This window comes from Halobacterium yunchengense, from assembly GCF_037031165.1.
GTDB lineage: Archaea > Halobacteriota > Halobacteria > Halobacteriales > Halobacteriaceae > Halobacterium > Halobacterium yunchengense.
In genome coordinates this window covers 65,237-86,582 of record NZ_JAYEZL010000006.1, presented here as the reverse complement: position 1 = coordinate 86,582, position 21,346 = coordinate 65,237, and the positions used below count along the sequence as shown (strand labels likewise).

Sequence of the window (21,346 nt, the reverse complement as noted above, 5' to 3'; positions counted from 1 at the left end):
CGAAGCCGGCGGCTGGCGGCCTCAGGCGTCCTCGGTTCCGTCAGTCCGTTCGCGCAGCTCGGTCCGGCGGATCTTGCCCGTCACCGTCTTCGGGAGGTCCTCGACAAACTCCACCTCGCGTGGGTACTCGTGGGCGGCCAGCTCCGACTTGACGTGGTCCTGGACGGCCTCTTCGAGTGCCGGCGACGGCGAGGCGTCGTCGCTCGGGACGACGTAGGCCTTCACGATGTTCCCGCGCTCGGGGTGGGGCTTGGGGACGACGGCGGCCTCCGCGACGCCGTCGTGCTCGCCGAGCGCGCTCTCCACCTCGAAGGGTCCGATGCGGTACCCCGAGGAGAGGATGACGTCGTCGCCGCGGCCCTCGAACCAGAAGTAGCCGTCCTCGTCCCTGTGCGCGAGGTCGCCGGAGAGGTACCACTCGCCGTCGGGCCCGTCGACGAAGCAGTCCGCGGTCTTCTCCGGGGCCTCCCAGTACTCCGCGAAGAAACACGGGTAGTCGCCGCGCTGGGCGATCTCCCCGGTCTCGCCCGGGCCGAGGACCTCGCCGGTCTCCGGGTCGACCACCTCGGCCTCGACGCCGGGGAGCGGCCGCCCCATCGAGCCCGGCCGGAGCTCCATCGTCGGGTAGTTGTTGATGATCATGTTCCCGGTCTCGGTCTGGCCGTACGTGTCGAGGATGGTCACGCCGAGGGCGTCCTCGCCCCACTGGACGACGCCGCTGGAGAGCGGTTCGCCGATGGACAGCGCGTGCCGCAGGTCGAGGTCGACCCCGTCGAGGACCGCCTCGTTCTCCCGGAGCATCCGGTAGGCGGTCGGCACGGAGAACAGCACCGTGATCGGGTACTCGTCGAGGAGCGTCGCCCACGTCCCCGGGTCGAACTCGCCCTCGTAGGTGAACAGCGACGCCCCCCAGAACCACGCGCCGAGGGTGTTGATGGCGCCGGTCAGCCAGCCGAGGTCGCCCGTCGACCAGTAGAGGTCGCCGTCCTGGAGGTCGACGGCGTACTTCTGGGTGGCCGCGACGCCGGCGATCCAGCGGTGCTTGTGCAGGACGCCCTTCGCCGGTCCGGTCGTCCCGGACGTGTAGTACAGCATCGCGTCGTCCTCGCCGCCCGTGTCCGCGGGCTCGTAGTCTGTGCTCGCGTCGTCGAGCGCGGGCCCGAAGACGACGTCGTCGGCGGGCGCGCCCGTCCCCCGGTCGACGGTGACGACGTGCTCGACGGACGGCGCGTCCGCGAGGGCGTCCGCGACCGTCTCGCGATTGTCCGTCGTCGTGACGACCACCGACGCGTCGCAGTCCTCGAGCCGGTAGGCGATGCCGTCCGGGCCGTACCGCTCGTTGACGCTGCCCCAGACCGCGCCGTGTTTGAGCGTGCCGACGAGCGCGACGTAGTGCTGGGGGATCCGCGGCATGTACGAGACGACGCGGTCGCCGGCCTCCACGCCGAGGTCCTCGAGGACGTTCGCGAACTGGCTGGACCGGTCCGCGAGCTCCCAGAACGTCAGCTTCGTGAGGTCGCCGTCGGTCCCGACCTGGTAGAGGGCGACGTTCTCCCGGGCGGTGGCGTGCCTGTCGACGACCTCGCGGCCGACGTTCAGTTCCTCGGGCGCGTCCCCGCTGGCTTCCGCGTAGACGTCGTCCCACGAGAACTCGGCTCGGGCGGCCTCGTAGTCCCGGAGGTTGTGACTACCTGGCATACACGACACACTGCACCTGTCACCCACATAGTAGTACCCCTCACTCGGCCCCGCCCGGGTCCGGCGACCGCACCGGGGGCCGACCACAGACGGCTCTCCCGCTTGTCGACGTCTCCGCCCGCGACACTACCGGGCGAGAATCTACTAGCAGCGACGGTGGAACTAAAATCCGGCACCAGTGGCTGTGAAGTCGCCGGTAAGCCGATCTGCGTAGTTACCTCGCTAACGACTCGGGTGTGATAACGTGGAGTGTGACGACTACTGGCAGGAGGAAGATAATCGCGACGACGACCACAACGAGCGGAATTCCGATAATAACATCTAATCGCTGACGGATGATGTACGAGAGACCGACCGCCAGTAGACCAGCCAACAGGGCAAGTGGGTATCTCATAGTACGCTGCCGAAACCAGATATACCCACTCAGACTCAGCCCGATACCGGGGACAACGAACAGACCGGTGGAAATGGAGAATAGACCGGCGGCCATCCCGGTATACTGCCACGGCGGAAACACGACTAGACTCCCGACGATACCCGTGATACCGACCAGACTAACAACGAGCGCTGGAATCTGCTCGTATCGAATCTGACTGGGTGCAGGCTCTCGGAACCAGAACCAACCAGTTGCTACAAATCCGAGAGTAATCAGAAGGAGCAGGACAGTCGCTAATTCCGGGAGCCCAGCATTTAACGACCCATACTCGGGCCGAAGACCAACGACAGTAAGAAGACTACTAATGAGTCCCAGGATAATGAGTGATTTAGCGTCTGTCGTAGCCATACGGCCACAACCCTCCGAACCTGTAAGTATCTTGTCTGTACTTAGCATCGAGTGAGCTGTGAGTTGGCTGCTGCTCCAACGAATCCGTGGAACCTGACGGGTCCCGAGAGCCGTTGGTACTCGGGAATTCTGGGTGTACGCCCGCGACACTAACGACCGGGCGACAATCTACTAGTAGACTCGGTGAAAGTGAAATTTGGCAGTTGCAGCAGTCTATCCGCGGGAAGGGAACTATCCGGTTTCGGAGAGAATCTGCGAGTAGAGGTCGTCGGAAATCCAGAATCCGGCTTCGCGGAGGGCGTCCAGTTCGTGTTCCAAGTCTACCGCCCCAGTGTTCGCTCCGCGAAGGAGGATCCCGATTACGCCCGTGACGTTCAGGTCGTGTCTGCGGGCCACGCGCCGACCGTCTCGCTCGTCGAGCAAAACGAGGTCAGCGTCCTCCTCGACAGCGTAGCAGAGTGCCGCCGTCTCACCGAGGTCGAGTTCGTGGAAGAGTTCCACGAACAAGTCCGAGCGTTCCACCTCGACGAGGTGCAGAAATCCGTCGTCGCGCAACTCACGGAGCGCCTCCAGGCCATCCTCGCCCTCAGTCAGTTCGTCCCAGACCTGCTGTGGAACCGTAACGTCGGAGAACTGGGACCGGAGCAGGTCGGTTCGGTCGATGAGCGCGAGGTTCAGGAGTGGGGAGGTGTCTGAGACGACGAGCCCGCTATTCGGCATATTCGAGGTCTTCGTCGAGTTCCTGTTCGCCGTAGTGGCGGGGAATCTCGCGCTCGCCCAGGAGGTCCTGGAACTCTCGCTTCGACAACTCCGCCAGGGCCCGCGCCTTCCCGAAAGAGAGGACGTCACGGGCGTACAGCGAGACCGCCAGCTCCCGCTTCATCGCCGACGACCGCTCCGCTTCCGGGAGCTGTAACGCCTCGTAGACGTCGTCGTCGATCTCGATCGTCGCCATAGCGGAACGTAGGCGCAGGTGATTCTTGAGTGTTTGGCTCCACCGGAAACGAACACACCAAGTGCTGAGAAGCTCGATGTACGCCCGCGACACTACCGGGAGAAAATCTACTAGTAGGCACGATGGGAGTGAAATCACGCGTCTCGTGCCGTCTAGCAGGGGGAATACGGGAATCAAATGAGAGACGGAATGTGGGTAAGCTTGAGACAATTTCTTGGCGAAATGCTGAATTCACATCGCAAATCCCAGAATTCGCTGCTCAGGCACTGATTGCGGACGATACGACTGGTCTGTCACTGAGCGTCGCATCAGAGAGCCAATCGCTTTCACGTTGGATTACGTAATTCAGTCATGGGCCGAGATGACATACCACACAAGGAGACAGAGTCACCAATCGGTGACATCGCGTATCTCGCGCGGTCGGGGCACCGAATAGGAGTCCTCGCTACGTTGGCCGAGGAGCCCAAGAAACGTCACGAGCTGTGCTCGTCGACCGGCGCATCGTCACCGACCATCGGTCGAATCCTTGGTGATTTCGACGACAGACGATGGATCGTCAGGGACGGCTCGACGTACGAGTTGACACCGCTCGGTGAGTACGTGGTAGAACGCTTCCAGGACCTGCAGCGTGCGATGAAAACGGAACAGGAACTCCGCGACGTGTGGGAGTATATTCCGCGAGAAATGGAGGGGTTCTCGGTCGATCTGTTTGCCGATGCGGTCGTCTCGTATCCAGGCCCGGGATACCCATACGAGCCGGTCGAGCGCGTCAGCCAACTGGTCGAAGGAACCACGAAGCTCCGCGGATTCGGAACCACCGTCTTCAAATCAGTCAACAACGAGACCATCTGCCGGTGCGTGATGGATGGGATGGACTACGAGTACATCTACCCGCCGGAAGTCTTGCGTGCGACCATCGAATGGGACCTGGAACGGGTCTCTCAAGCCGCGTCGTGCGACAACTGCACCATACTCCTGCACGATGCCATCCCAGACAAGGAACGGTGTGGCCTGGGTATCTTCGACGACCGCATCGGGATCTGCTGTCACAACGAAGAAACGGGGTTGCTCGAAGCCGTGATCGATACTGATGATCCAAACGCCCGCGAATGGGCAATCTCGGTCTTCGATCGTCACCGGGCGGACGCTCGTCCGTTCTCCCTCTCCGACCGGACTGACTTGCTCCCCGAAGACGTGACCGCCTGAGCCAGTTCCCGGCCGGCGGCTCCGCGCGTCCGGTCCGTTTTCACGGCCCGAAATACTTTCGTCCGAGATCATGACGACGGTCGCTCCCGTATCCAGATCCGAGGGCAGGAATGACAGAACGAAACAGCACAGTCGAAACGAACGAGGAGATCGTCCGTCGAATTCCGACCGAAATCTTCGACGACGGGAACGTCGACCTAGTGAACGAATTGTTCGCTGAAGACTTCGTCGGCCACGTTCCACCCGTCCCAGGAGAATTGCACGGTCCGGAGGGATTCGAACAGCTCGTCCGAGCGTTCCGGGCGGGGTTCCCAGACCTGAACCATCCCGAGATTCACCTCGTCGGTGACAGCGACACGGTAGTCGCTCGTTTGACGGGGACCGGAACACACCTGGGTGGATTCATGGGCGTCGAGCCGACAGGCGAAACGATGGAAACGACGGCCATGGAGATGTATCGCCTCGACGACGGGATGATCACGGAAGCGTGGCTCAACGTCGACATGCTGGGGATCTTTCAGCAACTCGGCGTGGTCCAAAAACTGTGAAACGGGTCGGGACGGTCAGAGGAACACCTCGACGCCGAAGAGGTTTCTCGATACGACAAGCTATCTGTAAACTCACCCGCCATCAGGTTCGATTTCACGGCGTGAAAAAATTTCTCAAGGAATCATGACGCCACTCCGTCCCCTGGTTGTACTCATGGGTGACTTAGACCCCCTAGACAATGAGGCGGTCGAAGCGCTTCGAGAAGGATTCCGCGGGACGGTCCTCCGTCCGGGCGAGTCGGGTTACGAGGAGGCCAGGACGATATGGAACGCGATGATCGACCAGGAGCCGGCAGTCATCGCTCGATGTGAGGGAGCCGCTGACGTGATTTCGGCAGTGAAATTCGCCCGGGAACACGACCTGCTCGTCTCGGTAAAGGGGGGTGGCCACAACGTTGCGGGCAATGCAGTCTGTGACGACGGTATCGTGATCGACTGTTCGCCGATGAACTCGGTCCGCGTCGATCCCGACGCAAAGACCGCGCTCGTCGGACCCGGCGCGACCCTGGCCGAGTTCGATCACGAGGCGCAGACGTTCGGACTGGCCACGCCCGTCGGATACAACTCGACGACCGGCATCGCGGGGCTCACTCTGGGTGGTGGATTCGGGTGGCTCTCACGCAAGTACGGTCTGACAGCCGACAATCTCCTCTCTGTCGACGTCGTTACCGCCGACGGCGACCTCGTTCACGCTAGTGAGAACGAAAACGAGGACCTCTTCTGGGGCATCCGCGGCGGTGGTGGAAACTTCGGGATCGTAACCTCGTTCGAATTCCGACTCCACGAGGTCGGTCCAGAGGTTCTCTCCGGCTTGCTGGTCTATCCGTTCGAAGACGCGAGCGAAACTCTCCACGCGTATCGGGAGTTCGTGTCCGACGTCTCTGACGACGTGACGGTCTGGGCGGTACTTCGGCACGCACCACCGCTCCCGTTCCTTCCCGAGGAGTGGCATGGGAAGAAGGTACTCATCCTCGCGGCGTTCTACGCGGGAGACATAGACGAAGGCGAAGAAGCTCTGCAACCGCTCCGTGCGATTGGCGAGCCCATCGTGGACGTCATCTCACCACACACGTACGTCGGCTGGCAGCAGGCCTTCGATGGATTGCTTGAGCCCGGTGCCCGAAACTACTGGAAGTCCCACAATTTCGAGACGATCACCGACGGCATGATCGAGAAATTCGTCGAGTACATGGATCGAATGCCGACGAATCACAGCGAAATCGCTATCGCCCAGTTGGGTGGAGCTATAAACGAGGTGCCGACAGACGGGACGGCCTATCCGCATCGGGACGCCGAGTTCCTGATGAATCTCCACACACGGTGGGAGGATCCCGAACTCGACGAGGAGTGTATCGCGTGGGCTCGCAATCTCTACGACGAGATGACTCAGTACGCAACAGGTGGTACCTATGTTAACTTCATCACAGAGGAAAAGGGCGAGGAGCAACTCGCGTACCGCGAGAACCACGACGAGTTGGTTCAGCTCAAAAGCGAGTGGGACCCGGAGAACCTGTTTCGGGTGAACCAGAACATCGAACCGACTGTTTGAGAATTATCTTCTCAATCGTTCGGATCGCATTTGTCGTGACCGGAGCTGACAATTATATATCGTATCGGCTCAGCAGTACTACTGAATTCATATACCAGAGCCCTCGTTACCTGCCTTATCTGCAGGTCACTCAGAGGTGTCTGAACACGGCCCGTGACACTTTTGCATATGATCGAATATACAGTGTTCCCGGCAGACATCATTCCACGCTCGTCATCATCGGCTATTTTCGGAAAATACAACGAGAAAAAGCTCGTAGTGGGATGATCTGTCCCAACAGTAAATTTCAGTAGAAGAAATTGATATTATTTATAAATAATTCTAATAGCATACAAAAGATGTGCGCCCGCGACACTACCGGCCGAGAATCTACTAGTAGGATCGATGAAAGAAAATCCGGAATCAGTGACGGCGAAGTGGCCGATAGGTCAATCTGCGAATCTAACAAAGAAGATCTATCAACTTCAGGTACCGTTTGCAGAGACGTGCTGAATACAGGGCGCATATCGGTCACTGGTCGTAGGGACCCAGGTTGTTGCTAGAGGTTCCCAGCAAATAGCCCCCGAAAGCGAGTATCCAAAGAATGAGTGGATAGGCTACCCACCGCTCGATCCCACCGCTTCCAAGGAGCTCTAGAGGATGGGGGCCGCCGATAAGGAGTCCAAAGAGAAAGACGCTCACGAGCATGAGGAGGGAGATGCCACCGAAGAGGCCACAAAGCAAGGAGAATGGCCTGGCGACAACCCGTGAAGAGAGAATCACGGTGATACCGCCAGAGAAGAATGTCAGAAGGGCGAATAGCCCGTGCCAGGGCGTCACGTTGCTAGGGAATAGCCCGACGCCGAATGCGCCGAATCCAAAGATAGCGAGTGCGAGCGGGAAGCCCCAGTTACTCGTACCGCGATAGACAAAGTAGGCTGAAAACAGCACGAGTGCCCCCGTTAATAGCATCGTACTGTTGAATATTGTTGCCGAGGGCTCGTGGATGATCGGATTAGGTGGCAGCGTTGACCCGAGATCACTGAGGTCCTGTCGAGTCGAATATTCTGGATAGAGAACCTCGGCTGTGATGATACCCATAAAAGCGATGAACCCGGAAAGAACCATACTGAAGCCCGCTATCGACGATTCGGAGAAACCGAGTTGAGCCGAAATCCTGCCTCTTCGTGAATTGCTCAAAGCAATGGAGTCATGCGCGGTGTTCGGTCAAAGTTAGTCGGAAAGTACATCCTGGTCACCGGTAGTCTGACAGGGAATGGGTGCCATCCTGCTGCACCCATTCTCTGTATCCAGCACGCCTTTTGATAGCTACCAGTAAGGTGGATTTCCGGATTGATAACTGCGTGATCTGTACTTAGCATTGAGTGAGATGTACTTCTGGCCTCTGTTCAAACGAGTTTGTAACGCCTGAGCGGCCAGATAGTCGTCGCTTCGGGGAATTTCGATGTGTACGCCCGCGACACTACCGGCCGAGGATCTACTAGTCGACTCGATGGAAGTGGGGTGGATGGGGTGGAGAGTTCATACAAGAAATAGCGACAGAGTAGTTGGCGAGCAAGCCAACATGGCTGCTCGATTCACGCCATGGGTAATCGTTAGCGACTGTCAGAAACTACGTGCTGCATACAGAGCTTGTATCTTGCAAGTTGCCAGAGATAGTTCTCTCGGTGGCCTAATTCACTCGCCCTGTTCGACTTCGAAGATTTCGTCTGCGGTGAGACCATGGGCTTCTTTGTGGACCTTCTCACCTGCTTCTTTGCTGGGTGCCTCAAAGAGACAAAAGACGGCCCCTTCGTCATCGTCCACCCAGTAATTCAGGTATTTCACGCCGTGTTTTTCCTGGGCTTCGATATCCTTCTTGTGAGCTTCTACAACGTCCTCAACGGTCGCATCAACCTCCCTATGAACGTCCATATACAGTGGCATGGTACACATCACATGGGATAGGACCACGGTTAGTTATTGAGGGCCATTTTTTGAAAGGATGCAATTACTCGAGGGACTGTACCGGTCTATGATGAGCGGCGACTCTGCAATCGGTATCGACAAATAATCAACCGTACCGTGCGATCCAGCCCCAAGATGTGCGCGTTGTATACAGCACGGTCGTCCGAAGTTGACAGATGCCAGTACTCCCGGCAGATCTCATTCCAGGCTCTGCGTCATCGGCAGTTTCCGAGAGCTGGCGAGAAAGAGAGGCTACTATAGAAGGACCTGTTTCAACAGTATGTTGCAACTGAATAAATATATTATTTTAAATATTACTAATAGAATACTAGGAATGTACGCCCGCGACACGACCGGCCGAGAATCTACTAGTAGGGAAAGTGGAAGTAAAATCCGCCGTCAGTGACGGTGAAGTGGCCGGTAAGTAGGTGTGCGAATTTCCCGCAACGACACGGTCAGTTTTAGATAATGTTCGGAGCGCCGTGCAAGATGATACGGCGAATGCAGCATCGAAGTGTGTTCTTCTGTTATGGGATTCGTAGTTGGCTCTATGTCCGTGGAGCGTGTAGTAAGAACTGATGCCTGAAGAAGTACTATTCAAAACCGAGGAAGAGCTTCCGAGAACCGAGATTGCTGAAGCATTACGCGACGCTGCAGATGAGATCGAATCCGGGGATGTCACGTTAATGAGCGACGCAGAAGAACAGAGCGTAGCTGTGCCCGAAGGGCCTCGATTCGAAGTCGAACTCGAACGACTCACGGATTCAGAGACCGGCGAACAACGGTACGAGCTTGAATACGAGATTAGGTGGACGAAATAGCATCGTTGGTGCGCTGCATCCAACCTCTATATTCAACACCGATCTTGGCAGCCAATAGGTAGTTCGTCGGCTATCATTATACAGCGTTCGTCTATACTGACCGATCCAACTACCCGTGATTGGAAGGCAACTCCATGCGAGATTCGCGCCCTATATTCAGCACTGACAGACCAGTCTGACAGCACGACAGCACTTCCGGCAGACATCAGCCAAGGCTTGTCAGAATCGAAGACCCGCGAAAGTACCGTGGAAGCGGGATTCAGTAGGGGTAATCGACCACATCAAAAGGCACCAATTGAAGCTATGCGTATTATTTGTAAATAATTTTTATAGCACATCGGAAATGTACGCCCGCGACACGACCGGGCGACAATCTGCTTGTAGGCTTAGCGGAAGTGATATTCGGCTCGACAGGACGTCTACACTGCGATATTTCCTAGGTATACGTGAGGGTTCTGGAGAGAATCCGATCTGAAGAGGGGTGGAATCAAACACGAGATTGTTCGGCAAAGCCCGCCTCTCAAACGCCTCTCTGAGCATTTGGCGGTTCTATAGCGAATGCTAGCCGGTGGCTTCACCATGTACGCCAAAACACGAGCGGCAACGTATCCGCGTGAACACTCGGTTCGATACCGATCAGATGCGGCGAGGAGCTCCTCCCGATGAATCCTCAGAGCTTCACGGACTTCCGGAGGTCCGACATCTGGGATTCGGTGAGAATCGTCGCCCCACAGTCCGGACACGTCACGTCCCGAACGTTGTGCGGGGAGAGATCGATATCGCGGCTCCGGAACTCGCAGTCTGGGCACTCGACGCCGGTCGCTTTCCCACCGAAAAAGACGACACGCTCACGAAGCACGTCATCTAGAGGCACTTCGGACAGTACGCGGTCCTTCGGAAAAGAAATTGTGTTCCCGGAACGAGTACGGGATTCCAGTACGTGTCTCCCGGACTTCTGCCCGCTAGTCGTCTTTGATGTCCTTGAGCTGGTTGACGAGGTCGTCCGTCGAAGCGTCCGTCTCGAAGTGAACGTCGCCCTCGTGGTCGTTCTCGTGGACGTTGACTCCCTTGTCCTCGTCCGTCTCGACGTTCTGGTCCTGTTGTTCGGACTCGTCGTAGCTACCAAAACCCATACCACCACGTTCGCCGGAACGAGCAAAAAGTGTACGATTTGTGCTTCGGCTCCCGGAATTTCGATAGTTCCAAATCGTAGCTGGCTGACTTCTCCGCGTACTGAACAGACGACCAAACCTGAGGGCTACCGCGTCGGTCCTCACTGGGAGACCCGGACAGCACCAAGAATTGGTGCCGTAACCGTTTGGACGCCTCCTCAAGAACGAGCGCCTATGGAATGGGCCGACTACCGCAAGCGAATCGAGAGCCCCGGGGGAGTATCGAACGAACGTTCCTGCCCTCTTCGCCGACCCCGATACGTTCGATGCGTTCGTCAACGAACTCGCCGCCGAACTTGACTCCAGTGCCTTTGACCACGTCGCGGGCATCGACGCGATGGGATTCATCCGCGGGACAGCACTCGCACGCCGCTTCGGTGTCGGGTTCACCGCGATCAGGAAAGACCAAAAACTCCCCATTCGGAACGAACACCGCGTTGCTGACCCGCTCGTGGACTACACTGGAACAGAGTAGATGCTCGAAGTCGATACGCGACAGGTATTCACAGACGACCCGATTCTCCTCGTCGATGATTGGATGGAAACCGCAGTCCAAGTCGGCAGCGCTATCGACTTACTCGAACGTGCAGGCGGCACTGTCGGTGGCATTGCGTTACTCGCAGCGGAGGAAAACGAGACCACGCGTCGGCTCGACGACGAGTACGGCGTCTACTCGGTCAAGCCTTTCCGCGAGTAACCGTTGTTATTCGATGGTGAACGACTTGTTTCCCTCCTTCCACTCAACTTCCACCTCGATGCTGGTCTCCGTTTGACCGCCAGACGTCGGTGTTTCCCGCTCAACTTCGATTTCGAAGCGGGGTTCGTCCGGCACGGTCACCGTCGTTGACTCGCCGTCAGCTGACAACGTAACGTCTTCCCCCGTTTCGAGTTTCTCCGCGAGCGTGCGGAGCGAATCAGCGATATCCTCCTGCCTGCGACGCGACGAGACGCGGAACATCGTTTCTTCGGGCATTCCGTACGGCGCGACGACAGGAACTAAGGGAAAACAACTGGCCGCTAAGGTGAGAGCTGTACAGGACACTCGTTCACGGGGTATTTACGCGGCGGGCATCTACAGTGAGGTAACCGAAACACGTGTCGTCCCCGAGTCGGGTGTCCACGCTAGCTGAATACGGTCATCGGCGGTCATACGCCGCTGTTCGCTGTCTTTGCTCGCGTTTGTTCCCTACTCTCCTCTCCCGGGCGTCCTCCTTATGGAGTACTGGGACTGCTCTGATCGGACCTACTATGGAAATCGAAATTGCGACAATCGGCGGCTACGAAGAAGTTGGGCGGCAGATGACTGCGGTCCGTGCCGGGGACGACATCGTCGTCTTCGACATGGGCCTCAACCTCACGAAGGTGCTAATTCACGACAACATCCAGACCGAGGGCATGCACTCGCTGGACCTCATCGACATGGGTGCTATCCCCGACGACCGCATCATGAACGAGCTCGACGGGGACGTTCGAGCAATTGTACCGACGCACGGCCATCTCGACCACATCGGCGCAATCAGCAAACTCGCGCACCGCTACGACGCACCCATTGTCGCATCGCCGTACACGCTCGAACTCGTGAAAGGCCAAATCGAGGGTGAACAGAAGTTCAACGTGAACAACGACCTCGTTGAGATGGAGGCCGGCGAGACGATGGACATCGGTGAGGAGTGTGAACTCGAATTCGTCAACGTCACGCACTCCGTCATCGGCGCTATCAATCCGGTGCTGCACACGCCGGAAGGCGCAGTCGTCTACGGCCTCGACAAGCGTATGGACCACGATCCGGTCATCGGCGACCCCATCGATATGGACCGCTTCCGCGAAATCGGCCGCGAAGGCGACGGCGTCCTCTGCTACGTCGAGGACTGCACAAACGCCAACCGAAAGGGCCGCACCCCCTCCGAGAGCGTTGCGCGCAGCCAACTGAAAGACGTCATGGGGAGTGTGGAGGACTACGAAGGCGGTATCGTCGCCACGACGTTCGCCAGCCACATTGCCCGCGTGAAGAGCCTCGTCGAATTCGCCGAAGATATTGGCCGGGAACCGATTCTGCTCGGCCGCTCGATGGAACAGTACTCGGGCGCGGCCGAACGCATAGGGGCCGTCTCGTTCACGAACAACCTCGGAATGTTCGGTCACCGCAAGAGTGTGGACCGCGCCTTCGAGCGCATCATGAACGAGGGCAAGGAGAACTTCCTGCCCATCGTCACGGGCCACCAAGGCGAGCCCCGCGCGATGCTCACTCGCATGGGTCGTGGGGAAACTGCGTACGACCTCGAAGAGGGTGACAAGGTCATCTTCTCGGCAGGCGTGATTCCCGAACCGACCAACGAAGGCCAGCGTTACCAGAGCGAACAACTGCTCCGGATGCAGGGCGCACGCATCTACGACGACGTCCACGTCTCCGGCCACCTCCGTCAAGAGGGGCACTACGAGATGCTGGATACTCTCCAGCCTGAGCACCTCATCCCCGCTCACCAGAACATGGAAGGGTTTTCGGGCTACGTGAATCTCGCGGAGAGTCAGGGCTACGAGGTCGGCCACGACCTCCACGTGACCTCGAACGGCAACACCATCCAACTCGTCGAGTAACACCGCCGAAAGGACGGAACACAGTATCCACGTGCTCGGGCGTTTTCACGTGGTGTATTACAGGAACCTGTCTATGGTTCGTCGGAGTGACTGGAGGACGGACTCTTCTCTGAACGCCTTGATGGTCTGTTGAACCTCGTCGATACTCGGGTCGGACGCGGAGAGTTCGTCTCGCCGAATCCGCCGCGTAAGGTGTGGGATGAACGACTCGGCTGCCGACGTGACTGTCCGACACGAGTTGTACTTGTCTACGAGATAGTCGTGGCGGACGTTGGTCGGTGTTTCTGTCGAGAGCCGAAGAGCATAGCTGTCGTCGTCCGAGACGATTGTGACGATAAACGTGGTGCCAGTGGATGTCCGATAGTAGCATTTCGTGGGCGAGCGTAACTGGTCGGTGGGCTGCTGGACGCGCCATTCTGCTGGAACGTCGATGTCGGAGTGGGTCATAGCTGGTGTTGGGTCGTCGGTTCGTAGTCGAAGGCGGGCTGGTTGGCGGCTCGCTCTCGAACCCAGAGGATGCCGTCAACGTGTTCGGAGAGCGCAGCGAGCGTCGCTTCGTCGTGGTTCGTGAAGTCGAAGCCGAATAGACAGAGCCCGGAAGCGGACCGATATGCGCGGATTCGTTCGAGGACGGTCGTGATGCGCTCGACGGGGTTGGCTTCAAGTAGCGGCGAGAGCGATCGAACGACGAGGTGCCGGCGAGCTGGCGACCGAACCGGGGATTCTGTGAGTTCGGCGAGCGCGACGAGCAGGCGTTCGAGATCGCCCGGACCAGTCGTGGAGAGAACCGGAATTTCGTCGTACGGTGCGCCGTACGCAGGACGGGTTCCTGTTGTATCGACCAGTTCGAGAGCGGAGCGTTCGCTGACGCCAATCCGCGCAGCGAATGCCTCGATAGTCCCCGTCGCGGGCGTCGCCGTCGTGACGACGATAGCCGTATCCGAACCGGTTCCGAAGGTAGCGAGCGCGTCGAGGTCGATGTCGTAGTTAGTAGGTGGCCCAGCTGTGGCGGTGAGAACGGTCGCTCCGGTCTCGAAGATAGCGGGGAACTGACTGCCGAATCCGTCTTCAGGGTGTGCGTAGCTGCTGTCCATTCGGATTACCGGTCCCCGTGGCGTGCTGGGTCGGTCGGTGTTCCTGTGAGGGTGGTGAGCGCCTGCTCTGGATAGTAGCGCGCCTCACAGGACGGGCAGATAGCGACCTGAATTGATTGCTCGGTCTCTACTGGGAGGTTCCGTTGCGGGAATCGTTCGTTCGGTGAGAGTGCTACCACAGTCCGAACAGGGGAGGTCGGTTTCGTTCATTAGTGAATACGGCCGGGTTGCGTCCCGTCGGGGGCACCCACGGACGAGCCGGAACGAGGATGACGCAGTGGGAGACGGCCATTATGGCTCCCACGGCGCGGCGGACCGATTGGGGGCGAGAAAGGACGGGACGAACCCGAGTTAGTTCAAGAATGTCGTACTGGCACTAAATAGGTTTCGTTGAATCTGCACGAGTATTGATAAACGAGTGGAGGAGTTGCAAAATCACAACAGCTAACAGTGAGGAACCCGCAGTTTGAACCGAGACACACTATCCAATTACGCGATTGGGTAGTTGGGGCGTCCGATGACGCCACCGTTGGCTGAGGACATCGCCATGTGTAACCCGACGAACGTAGCTGTCCACGGACGCCATACGTGGACTTGCCTTTCTGTTGGTCCCGGTCGGGCGTCTGCTCCCCGACGTGGACCTTCAATCGAGTGGCTTGGTGGCCGTTCGAACGACCGTCTCCGACCACTAAACATAGACGTTGCCTAGTTCAAATAACTCAGTACAGGCAGCCCGAGCAGTTACCCGAAATCCACGACCGATTGGAGATTAACACCTATATTCGACAACCGTCTACTCTTCTCATATATGCAGTTCTGTGACGAGTGTGGTTCGATGATGCGCACGGCGGGCGACACGTGGGTGTGTCGCTCCTGCGAGCACGAGGAGCCGCGGGACTCGCAAGCAGAAGCGGCGATGAGAACTCAGGATGGCCAGCAAGACGACGGGGTACCCGCCGTGGCCGACGCGACCCAGGTCGCCACCGAAACGATGAAGGAGCCCTGTCCGGCCGAGGACTGCGACAGCGACCGCGCCGACTATGAGATGCTGCCGAAGCCCGGCGGCTCCTACGAGGTCCGGCTGTTCACCTGCGTCGAGTGCGGCCACAAATGGCGCGACTCCTGATAGCAACAGGTCTCAATAATAGACTGTCCCCACAGTAATTTATATTATTTCTATAAGTTACTAATGTCGTACTTAAAATGTACACCCGCGACACTACCGGGCGAGAATCTACTAGTAGGAACAGTGGAAGTAAAATCCGCCGTCAGTGACGGTGAAGTGGCCGGTAAGTCAACCTGCGGATCTACCGGACATCAAAGTGACAGACAAACATTGTATTTATGAACCTATCCAGTCAAGATACCTACCGATGTCAACGACAAATAGCCGCCCTTCCCTCCACGACATAGGATACAGACGACACATCCTCGTGCTTAGCGCACTCTGGGGTGCTGCCCCTGGCCTGAGTTATTTGGCCGGCCCATCCGCCGCGTTATCAAAAACACAAGCACTGATCGGAATTGGGGCACTAATAACCATCTCACTGGGAGCTGTGTACGAACTCGATAGCCGAGCGCTCGCCGCGCACGGTCGTGGCGTGCCGCTTGCATGGTCTTACGCGCTGCTCGCTCCGATCTCTATCGTCGCCTGGGCCCTGTTCGGCGCTGGCATCTCTCAGATCTCGCCACTGTATCTCATCGGCATCCTCGTTGGTCCACCAGCGTCCGCACTGGTGTATCTCTGGCAGCGAGGACGGCACGCGACAGTGAGCTAACCGGATCGTCCCTGCTGTTACTCTCGTCGCTCATTGGTAAATCACGTATCGAGCAACGGGTACACTGTACTTAGCGACGAGTGAGCGCATTTGGCTTCTATTTCAGCGATTTCGTGACGCCTGAGAGAGCAGATTGCCGTCGCTTCGGGGGATTTCGGGGTGTGTGCCCGCGAAACTACCGGGCGACAAACTACTATTAGACTCGGTGAAAGTGGTATGTCGTACTCAGTATCGAAACGCGCCCGGGCCGATTAGCTCCCGAGAGGTGTCACAGAACACGTCGCCCACCAGTATCATCGGAAGAGTAGATAGGCAAGTATAGAGGTTCAGTCGGCCGTTGTGGTTTCACATCGACCCGTATAAATCAGCCGGTCTGTAGAACTGTGTACCGAGTGACTCTCCCAGACTGCTAAGTAGGATTTCGACCCTAAGGCCGGGTTCTATTATGGGGGCACTATTCTTGCATATTGTCCAAGGCATCTGATCACGATACTTCGACCAGTCGGTCAAGGTAAACCAGCGTCATTCCTGCGATGGTCAAGACAAGCCACGCATCAAGCGGCTACTTCTCACTGGAGTTGTTCTCGTTACACTCGGCCAGATCGTTGTGTTCGAGGCAGTTGGCTCCCACCGAGTGACTTCGCTCTTCCCGTTGCGACAAGTGATTCGTATCCAGAACGCCGGACCTCTTGTTACACTCATCGGGTACGGCGTCCTCGTCGTTGGATTCGCTCTCTATCCCTGGAAGCACGTCTGATCCAACTCTTTCTCCCGTGCGAGACACGTACACGCATTTAGCGATCGGTCCAACAACCGGAAGTCAGAAACAATCCGAGAGCCACATACGTCTCAGCGCAGGTTCGTTGAGCGAATGTTCGTATACTGCGTTCACCGCCTTGAGAAATCGCCCGCCTTCTGCCGATTCTAATCAGAAATCGGCTACGGGCGCGAAGGGTACTGTTAGGTCAATCGTCAGTCGTAGTTGCCCGCTGTGCTTTCTCGCCTTTGTGGTCGATGCTGTCGTCCGGCCCTCGTGCGATGTGTGGGTTGAGGACAACGGTGTCGCGGGTCAGTGACAGCCAAGCGAACAGACAAACACCGCCGACAAGGACTTTCCCGACCGTCAGAGACAGCAGGGAGGTTTTGTACGTGATTGTGGCGACCGCAGGAAGCGCCATCTCGATACTCGACGGCTGGACAATGATTGCAGCCCAGAGGTTGTGGCCGAAGTGGAGGGCAGTCGCTATCGACAGCCGACCGGTCAGGACGTACGCGCCGCCCCAAAGTAGGCCGTTGAGCACACTCGTCACCACGAGTTCGACGCTGCGTCCCGCGACGCCACCGCCACCACTACGAATGACGTGCATCACCCCGAAGCAAACCGAGCTGGTCGCCAATGCAATCATAACAGCCCGGCGCGCCCCCACACCCCGGGCGGCCATCCCCTCCGCGAAATTCCTGAGCATCGCACCGCGGAACGCGAACTCCTCGAAGGCCACCTGCGCCAAGAACACCACCACCGCCACCCCGGTCAGGAGCGCGGTCACGCCAGAGCCAGCGACTGGCGAGACGAACCGGTCGGTGAGCGCTGCGCTGCCGACCTGCAAAAACACCACCGTTGGGACCGCATAAGTGAGACCACCGATGACGGTTCCAGCAGCAAAGTCCAAGAGGTCTCTCCGGGAGAGCGCGATACCATAGTCGGCGAGTGACCGCCGGTCCAGGCTGCGTGCAAGCACCACAGCGACACCCAGACCAACCGCCGATGCAACTCCTAGGAGGAGGACGTCCAGGCTTTCGGCCGCGCCTGAGCCGAGTGCGTCCGTATCGATGGTCGCCTTGAGCGCCGCAGCGATCAGCCCAAACGCGACCAACTGGACGCCGAACCCGACAGTAACCGGTAACAACCCTCGCCAGGTCGCCCTGACGCGTCCGTTCGCCCCCCGGAAAAACCGGATGAGTGAGGTTCGAAAGGACATCGTGGAAGAAGCATCTCGCGGTGCTGGCGTAAGCATTTCCAGCAGAACATTACTATTGAGTATCTGCCAAGTTCGGCCGGTGGGGTTTAATAGCCGTCTCCGGGGAAAACGAAGTATGCCGACCGATAGGGTGCCAGCGGCGGACCTCAAGGATCTGTTTGGGCAGGTCTCACATGAGATCCGCATCCGGATTCTGACAGAGCTGTGGGGTGCCGACGAGCAGACGCTGTCATTCTCGACGCTCCGCGAGCGCGTGGACGTCCGCGACCCGGGGAACTTCAACTATCACCTCGGGTCGCTGACGCCCGAACTCCTTCGCCGGGACAAGGACGGATATACACTCACATACGCGGGCCGGCAAGTCGTTGGAGCCGCCGTGGCCGGCAGCTATACCGACGCGACTGAACTCGACGTTGGCCCCGTGGACGCTGGCGCGTGCCCGTCCTGCGGGGGCAGCGTCGAAACCGTCTACGAGGACGGCGACGTCGTGATGGACTGCGGAGACTGTGGGGATCTCATCGCCAGCCTACCCGCGCCGCCAATCGTCATCGCCGCCCACGACTCCGACGCGCTTCCCAAGGTTGTCAGCGACCACTTCCAGACGCAGTCAGCCCGCCTGACCCGCGGGTTCTGTAAGCTCTGTGACGGCCCCGTGAGCGCAACGCCGACTGTCGCAACCGACGGAGAGGCCGTCACAAACCCGCCTGAACTCGATGTCACCTTCACTTGCGAGACGTGTGGCGACATCACTCATCTCAACGTCGGCGTCGTCGCACTCCACTTCCCCGAACTCCGCGCGTTCCTCCACGAGAACGGTGTAAACATCCGCGACCACTATCTCTGGGAACTGGACTTCTTACTCAAACCGAACGTCTCTGTCTCCGGAGACCCATTCAGGATGGAGCTGGTCGTCACCGTCGGTGACGAAGTCCTCGCGCTCACCGTCGATGAGTCCCTCGCTCTCGTCGAGTATGAACGTCGTTGACACCCCCGGCGGGTATGGCGTGCGGACAAGCCACATTCGTCATCTCGCGTGACGAACCCCAGACAACGAGTCAGTGGAGTGAAAAGCGAAACCTAGCGCTATCAGTCGAATTTGATAACAGTGAGCGGGCGCGAAGGGCGTTCGTTCGACACACGAACGAATCGTCCTTGCAGCCGTAAGACGGCCGAATCCGAGTATCCCAGATTCGACTTCTAGTAGGACAAAACCGCTAAGTATAGGTGTTGGACTTACCGAACGCGCTACTGTGGCCGGCTACATCGGGTTCCACCGTTCACATCCACTACAGCAGAAAATAGAGACTCCCGTGCATAAGCAAGACGAAAGAAATGAGCATGAGAGTGCCAGCAGGGGAGTATATCCAGAGTGCTGAAAAGTCACCAGTATATCCGTCTTTTCGAGAGGAACTGAGATACGATCCAATATCGAAGACAAAGTACGAGCCCGACAGTAGCATCGATAGTTCGACGAAGCGTTCGACCCACAGTCGTTCTCCAGCAACGAGAAGGAGTCCACCTATCACGACAACCCCAACGGTCTGCCCTATCAATCCCCCAGCAGTGTACAGATCGAGGTATTGAAACTGTGTTCTCTCAGTGTTGTACTCGGAATATATTTCACCGTAGCGAGGCTGTTCTTGTGGTTTCACCCACCCGTTCCCGTCACGTAATGCCACGTGCTGGGGAAAGTCAAGAAGGACGATCTTGATGTTCGAGGCCGGTATCCTAGCAAGCCAGCGACCGACACTGTAGTGGCCGAACTCGTGGAAGAACACAATGAGTCCGTACACGCACACGAATGCGATGAGAGACGGAATGGACTCGGCCATCAGCAGCAAAAGTGAGTCGTCTGATAATAATGGTTCTGAACCACCGATGATGACCGTCCCGGATCTTCGGACAACTGCATACTCAGTCTGGCTCTTCGAACATCCTTGTTCCCGAGATTACTCAGTTTGCAGTTCTAACTACCGGCTGTTTCAGAAGAGGATGTGTTGAAGAACCAGAATTTCAACAGAGCTATTTATTTGTAATCCCGGCCAATATCCCCCATCATGTCAATAGGTGGTTCATTCGGTAAACGCTCACGTGTGTTACCCCATTGTGATATCTCCGTTCTATTCTTCGTATTCGCAGTGACACGATTTTTACAATGTCGATACGACCAGCAATCGGTACCGTTCATACTGAAAGCCCGGAGGTCGTAGACAAATGAGTGGTCTGCGAAACAACTCGTATGCAAAGAAGAACGATAGCAGAACGGCTGCTTTCGTCGGACACTATCAGTTGCCGGTATTCTTCGTGCTTACGTTCATGTGGTCTTGGGGGGTGTTCTTCCTTATTATTCGCCCACTCGGATGGGTCGAGACCCGACAGGCACAGATAATGTTTGCGTGGGGCCCACTCATCGGAGCCGCCGTCGTGACCGCTGTGTCTGGCGGCTCCCTGCGTGAATGGGCAGCACAAATACATCCCCGAAACATCGCTCCGCGATGGTATTTCATCGCACTAATAACACCGTTAGTTCTCACCGACGGATCCCGGATTCTCGTTTGGCTCACCGGTGCACCGGTGACGGTGGCCGACATCACTTTCCTCGAATTTCTATCGAAATTCACAATCACGCTTGTCATTGCTGGCTCATTGGAGGAGTTCGGATGGCGTGGATTTGCTCAACCGCGGATCCAAGAACGATGGTCGGCTCTGACTGCGGCAATCCTCATTGGCGTTATCTGGGCACTCTGGCATTTCCCACTCGTCTACGGCGGCGCAGGAGCAGGGTATGACGCTGGCGCATTTGTGGGTTTCCTGATTGGTCTCCCTGTCTTTTCGGTTGCCATGGCGTGGATATACAACAGTACGAAAGGTGGTCTCCTGTTCGTCATGTTATTCCACGCTATGATTAACGCACCCTCGCCGCTTCAGATCGCCAATAGCGCACCGACATGGGCAAATACCGTCGGAGGGCTCGGTCAGCTCGTCCTCCTCCTAATGGTTCCGCTCATATTGTTCCTATATTATGGAAGAAATTATCTCGCGGCCTCACATCCGCACCCACCGATACCCGGTAGACGGCCGTGAGATAATAGTAAGAATTGGGGTCACTTACAGGAACAGCGACCTGCCGCGAGATCAAGGAAGGCGGAACGATTCGATTGAGGGTTCTAATTCGACCTGTGGAACCTGACGGGGGCCGAGAGCCGTTGCTACTCGGGAA

At 57.7% G+C, this 21,346-nt stretch carries 23 protein-coding genes; 10 read left to right on the top strand and 13 right to left on the bottom strand.

Going from position 1 to position 21,346, the window contains the following annotated elements; genetic code table 11:
* Positions 1–21: 21 nt before the first annotated feature.
* The 4 genes from U5911_RS14670 to U5911_RS14655 all read right to left on the bottom strand — a co-directional run bounded on the left by U5911_RS14670 (position 22) and on the right by U5911_RS14655 (position 3,437).
* Entirely contained in the window at positions 22–1,698 is a 1,677-nt protein-coding gene (locus tag U5911_RS14670; protein ID WP_336037806.1) for an acyl-CoA synthetase, read from the bottom strand.
* A gap of 214 nt (positions 1,699–1,912) precedes the next feature.
* Positions 1,913–2,482 (bottom strand): hypothetical protein, encoded by a 570-nt coding sequence (locus U5911_RS14665; RefSeq protein WP_336037805.1) that lies wholly within the window; start codon positions 2,480–2,482, stop codon positions 1,913–1,915.
* A gap of 231 nt (positions 2,483–2,713) precedes the next feature.
* Positions 2,714–3,202: a PIN domain-containing protein gene (locus U5911_RS14660; RefSeq protein WP_336037804.1), complete on the bottom strand. Its 489-nt coding sequence runs from the start codon at positions 3,200–3,202 to the stop codon at positions 2,714–2,716.
* The gene (locus U5911_RS14655; protein WP_336037803.1) at positions 3,192–3,437 is read right to left on the bottom strand and encodes a UPF0175 family protein; all 246 of its coding nucleotides are present in this window, start codon (positions 3,435–3,437) and stop codon (positions 3,192–3,194) included. The genes U5911_RS14660 and U5911_RS14655 overlap by 11 nt, the downstream gene beginning before the upstream one ends.
* Positions 3,438–3,788: 351 nt before the next feature.
* Between U5911_RS14655 and U5911_RS14650 the strand changes: the two genes are divergently transcribed.
* The 3 genes from U5911_RS14650 to U5911_RS14640 all read left to right on the top strand — a co-directional run bounded on the left by U5911_RS14650 (position 3,789) and on the right by U5911_RS14640 (position 6,740).
* Positions 3,789–4,643 (top strand): helix-turn-helix transcriptional regulator, encoded by an 855-nt coding sequence (locus U5911_RS14650; protein WP_336037802.1) that lies wholly within the window; start codon positions 3,789–3,791, stop codon positions 4,641–4,643.
* A 110-nt stretch (positions 4,644–4,753) separates the two neighbouring features.
* Entirely contained in the window at positions 4,754–5,191 is a 438-nt protein-coding gene (locus tag U5911_RS14645; protein ID WP_336037801.1) for an ester cyclase, read from the top strand.
* Positions 5,192–5,345: 154 nt separating this feature from the next.
* Positions 5,346–6,740 carry an FAD-binding oxidoreductase gene (locus U5911_RS14640; protein ID WP_336037800.1) on the top strand — a complete coding sequence of 465 codons (1,395 nt, stop codon included), beginning with the start codon at positions 5,346–5,348 and terminating at the stop codon, positions 6,738–6,740.
* Positions 6,741–7,250: 510 nt separating this feature from the next.
* Here U5911_RS14640 and U5911_RS14635 read toward each other — a convergent pair.
* Positions 7,251–7,847, bottom strand: coding sequence for a DUF998 domain-containing protein (locus tag U5911_RS14635; protein WP_336037799.1), 597 nt, complete (start codon positions 7,845–7,847; stop codon positions 7,251–7,253).
* A gap of 570 nt (positions 7,848–8,417) precedes the next feature.
* Entirely contained in the window at positions 8,418–8,666 is a 249-nt protein-coding gene (locus tag U5911_RS14630) for a DUF4242 domain-containing protein (RefSeq protein ID WP_336037798.1), read from the bottom strand.
* A 599-nt stretch (positions 8,667–9,265) separates the two neighbouring features.
* Between U5911_RS14630 and U5911_RS14625 the strand changes: the two genes are divergently transcribed.
* Positions 9,266–9,508, top strand: coding sequence for an amphi-Trp domain-containing protein (locus U5911_RS14625; protein ID WP_336037797.1), 243 nt, complete (start codon positions 9,266–9,268; stop codon positions 9,506–9,508).
* 670 nt (positions 9,509–10,178) lie between these two features.
* Here U5911_RS14625 and U5911_RS14620 read toward each other — a convergent pair.
* Both U5911_RS14620 and U5911_RS14615 read right to left on the bottom strand, forming a co-directional pair.
* Entirely contained in the window at positions 10,179–10,382 is a 204-nt protein-coding gene (locus tag U5911_RS14620; RefSeq protein ID WP_336037796.1) for a hypothetical protein, read from the bottom strand.
* Between the two features lie 88 nt (positions 10,383–10,470).
* Positions 10,471–10,641, bottom strand: a complete 171-nt coding sequence (locus tag U5911_RS14615) for a DUF5786 family protein (RefSeq protein ID WP_336037795.1) — start codon at positions 10,639–10,641, stop codon at positions 10,471–10,473.
* A 376-nt stretch (positions 10,642–11,017) separates the two neighbouring features.
* Here U5911_RS14615 and U5911_RS14610 point away from each other — a divergent pair, with 376 nt between their 5' ends.
* Both U5911_RS14610 and U5911_RS14605 read left to right on the top strand, forming a co-directional pair.
* A complete protein-coding gene (locus tag U5911_RS14610; protein ID WP_336037794.1) occupies positions 11,018–11,155 on the top strand; it encodes a hypothetical protein in 138 nt (45 codons plus the stop codon).
* Complete coding sequence (locus U5911_RS14605) at positions 11,156–11,377, top strand: phosphoribosyltransferase (RefSeq protein WP_336037793.1); 222 nt, start codon at positions 11,156–11,158, stop codon at positions 11,375–11,377.
* 6 nt (positions 11,378–11,383) lie between these two features.
* Here U5911_RS14605 and U5911_RS14600 read toward each other — a convergent pair whose 3' ends face one another.
* Positions 11,384–11,653 carry an amphi-Trp domain-containing protein gene (locus U5911_RS14600; RefSeq protein WP_336037792.1) on the bottom strand — a complete coding sequence of 90 codons (270 nt, stop codon included), beginning with the start codon at positions 11,651–11,653 and terminating at the stop codon, positions 11,384–11,386.
* Positions 11,654–11,928: 275 nt separating this feature from the next.
* Between U5911_RS14600 and U5911_RS14595 the strand changes: the two genes are divergently transcribed.
* Complete coding sequence (locus U5911_RS14595) at positions 11,929–13,275, top strand: RNase J family beta-CASP ribonuclease (RefSeq protein ID WP_336037791.1); 1,347 nt, start codon at positions 11,929–11,931, stop codon at positions 13,273–13,275.
* 57 nt (positions 13,276–13,332) lie between these two features.
* Here the strand turns inward: U5911_RS14595 and U5911_RS14590 are convergent, their stop codons facing one another.
* Both U5911_RS14590 and U5911_RS14585 read right to left on the bottom strand, forming a co-directional pair.
* A complete protein-coding gene (locus U5911_RS14590) occupies positions 13,333–13,722 on the bottom strand; it encodes a hypothetical protein (protein ID WP_336037790.1) in 390 nt (129 codons plus the stop codon).
* Positions 13,719–14,369, bottom strand: coding sequence for a DUF7504 family protein (locus tag U5911_RS14585; protein ID WP_336037789.1), 651 nt, complete (start codon positions 14,367–14,369; stop codon positions 13,719–13,721). The genes U5911_RS14590 and U5911_RS14585 overlap by 4 nt, the downstream gene beginning before the upstream one ends.
* Before the next feature lie 808 nt (positions 14,370–15,177).
* On the opposite strand from U5911_RS14585, the gene U5911_RS14580 reads away from it, so the two are divergent.
* On the top strand, positions 15,178–15,495 hold the full coding sequence (locus tag U5911_RS14580) for an RPA12/RPB9/RPC11 RNA polymerase family protein (RefSeq protein ID WP_336037788.1): 318 nt from the start codon (positions 15,178–15,180) through the stop codon (positions 15,493–15,495).
* Between the two features lie 1,617 nt (positions 15,496–17,112).
* Here the strand turns inward: U5911_RS14580 and U5911_RS14575 are convergent.
* Complete coding sequence (locus U5911_RS14575) at positions 17,113–18,126, bottom strand: CPBP family intramembrane glutamic endopeptidase (RefSeq protein WP_336037787.1); 1,014 nt, start codon at positions 18,124–18,126, stop codon at positions 17,113–17,115.
* Between the two features lie 115 nt (positions 18,127–18,241).
* On the opposite strand from U5911_RS14575, the gene U5911_RS14570 reads away from it, so the two are divergent.
* The gene (locus tag U5911_RS14570; RefSeq protein ID WP_336037786.1) at positions 18,242–19,111 is read left to right on the top strand and encodes a DUF7351 domain-containing protein; all 870 of its coding nucleotides are present in this window, start codon (positions 18,242–18,244) and stop codon (positions 19,109–19,111) included.
* Between the two features lie 301 nt (positions 19,112–19,412).
* Here U5911_RS14570 and U5911_RS14565 read toward each other — a convergent pair whose 3' ends face one another.
* Positions 19,413–19,958: a hypothetical protein gene (locus U5911_RS14565; RefSeq protein ID WP_336037785.1), complete on the bottom strand. Its 546-nt coding sequence runs from the start codon at positions 19,956–19,958 to the stop codon at positions 19,413–19,415.
* A gap of 382 nt (positions 19,959–20,340) precedes the next feature.
* Between U5911_RS14565 and U5911_RS14560 the strand changes: the two genes are divergently transcribed.
* Positions 20,341–21,210 (top strand): type II CAAX endopeptidase family protein, encoded by an 870-nt coding sequence (locus U5911_RS14560; protein WP_336037784.1) that lies wholly within the window; start codon positions 20,341–20,343, stop codon positions 21,208–21,210.
* The last annotated feature ends 136 nt before the right edge of the window (positions 21,211–21,346 follow it).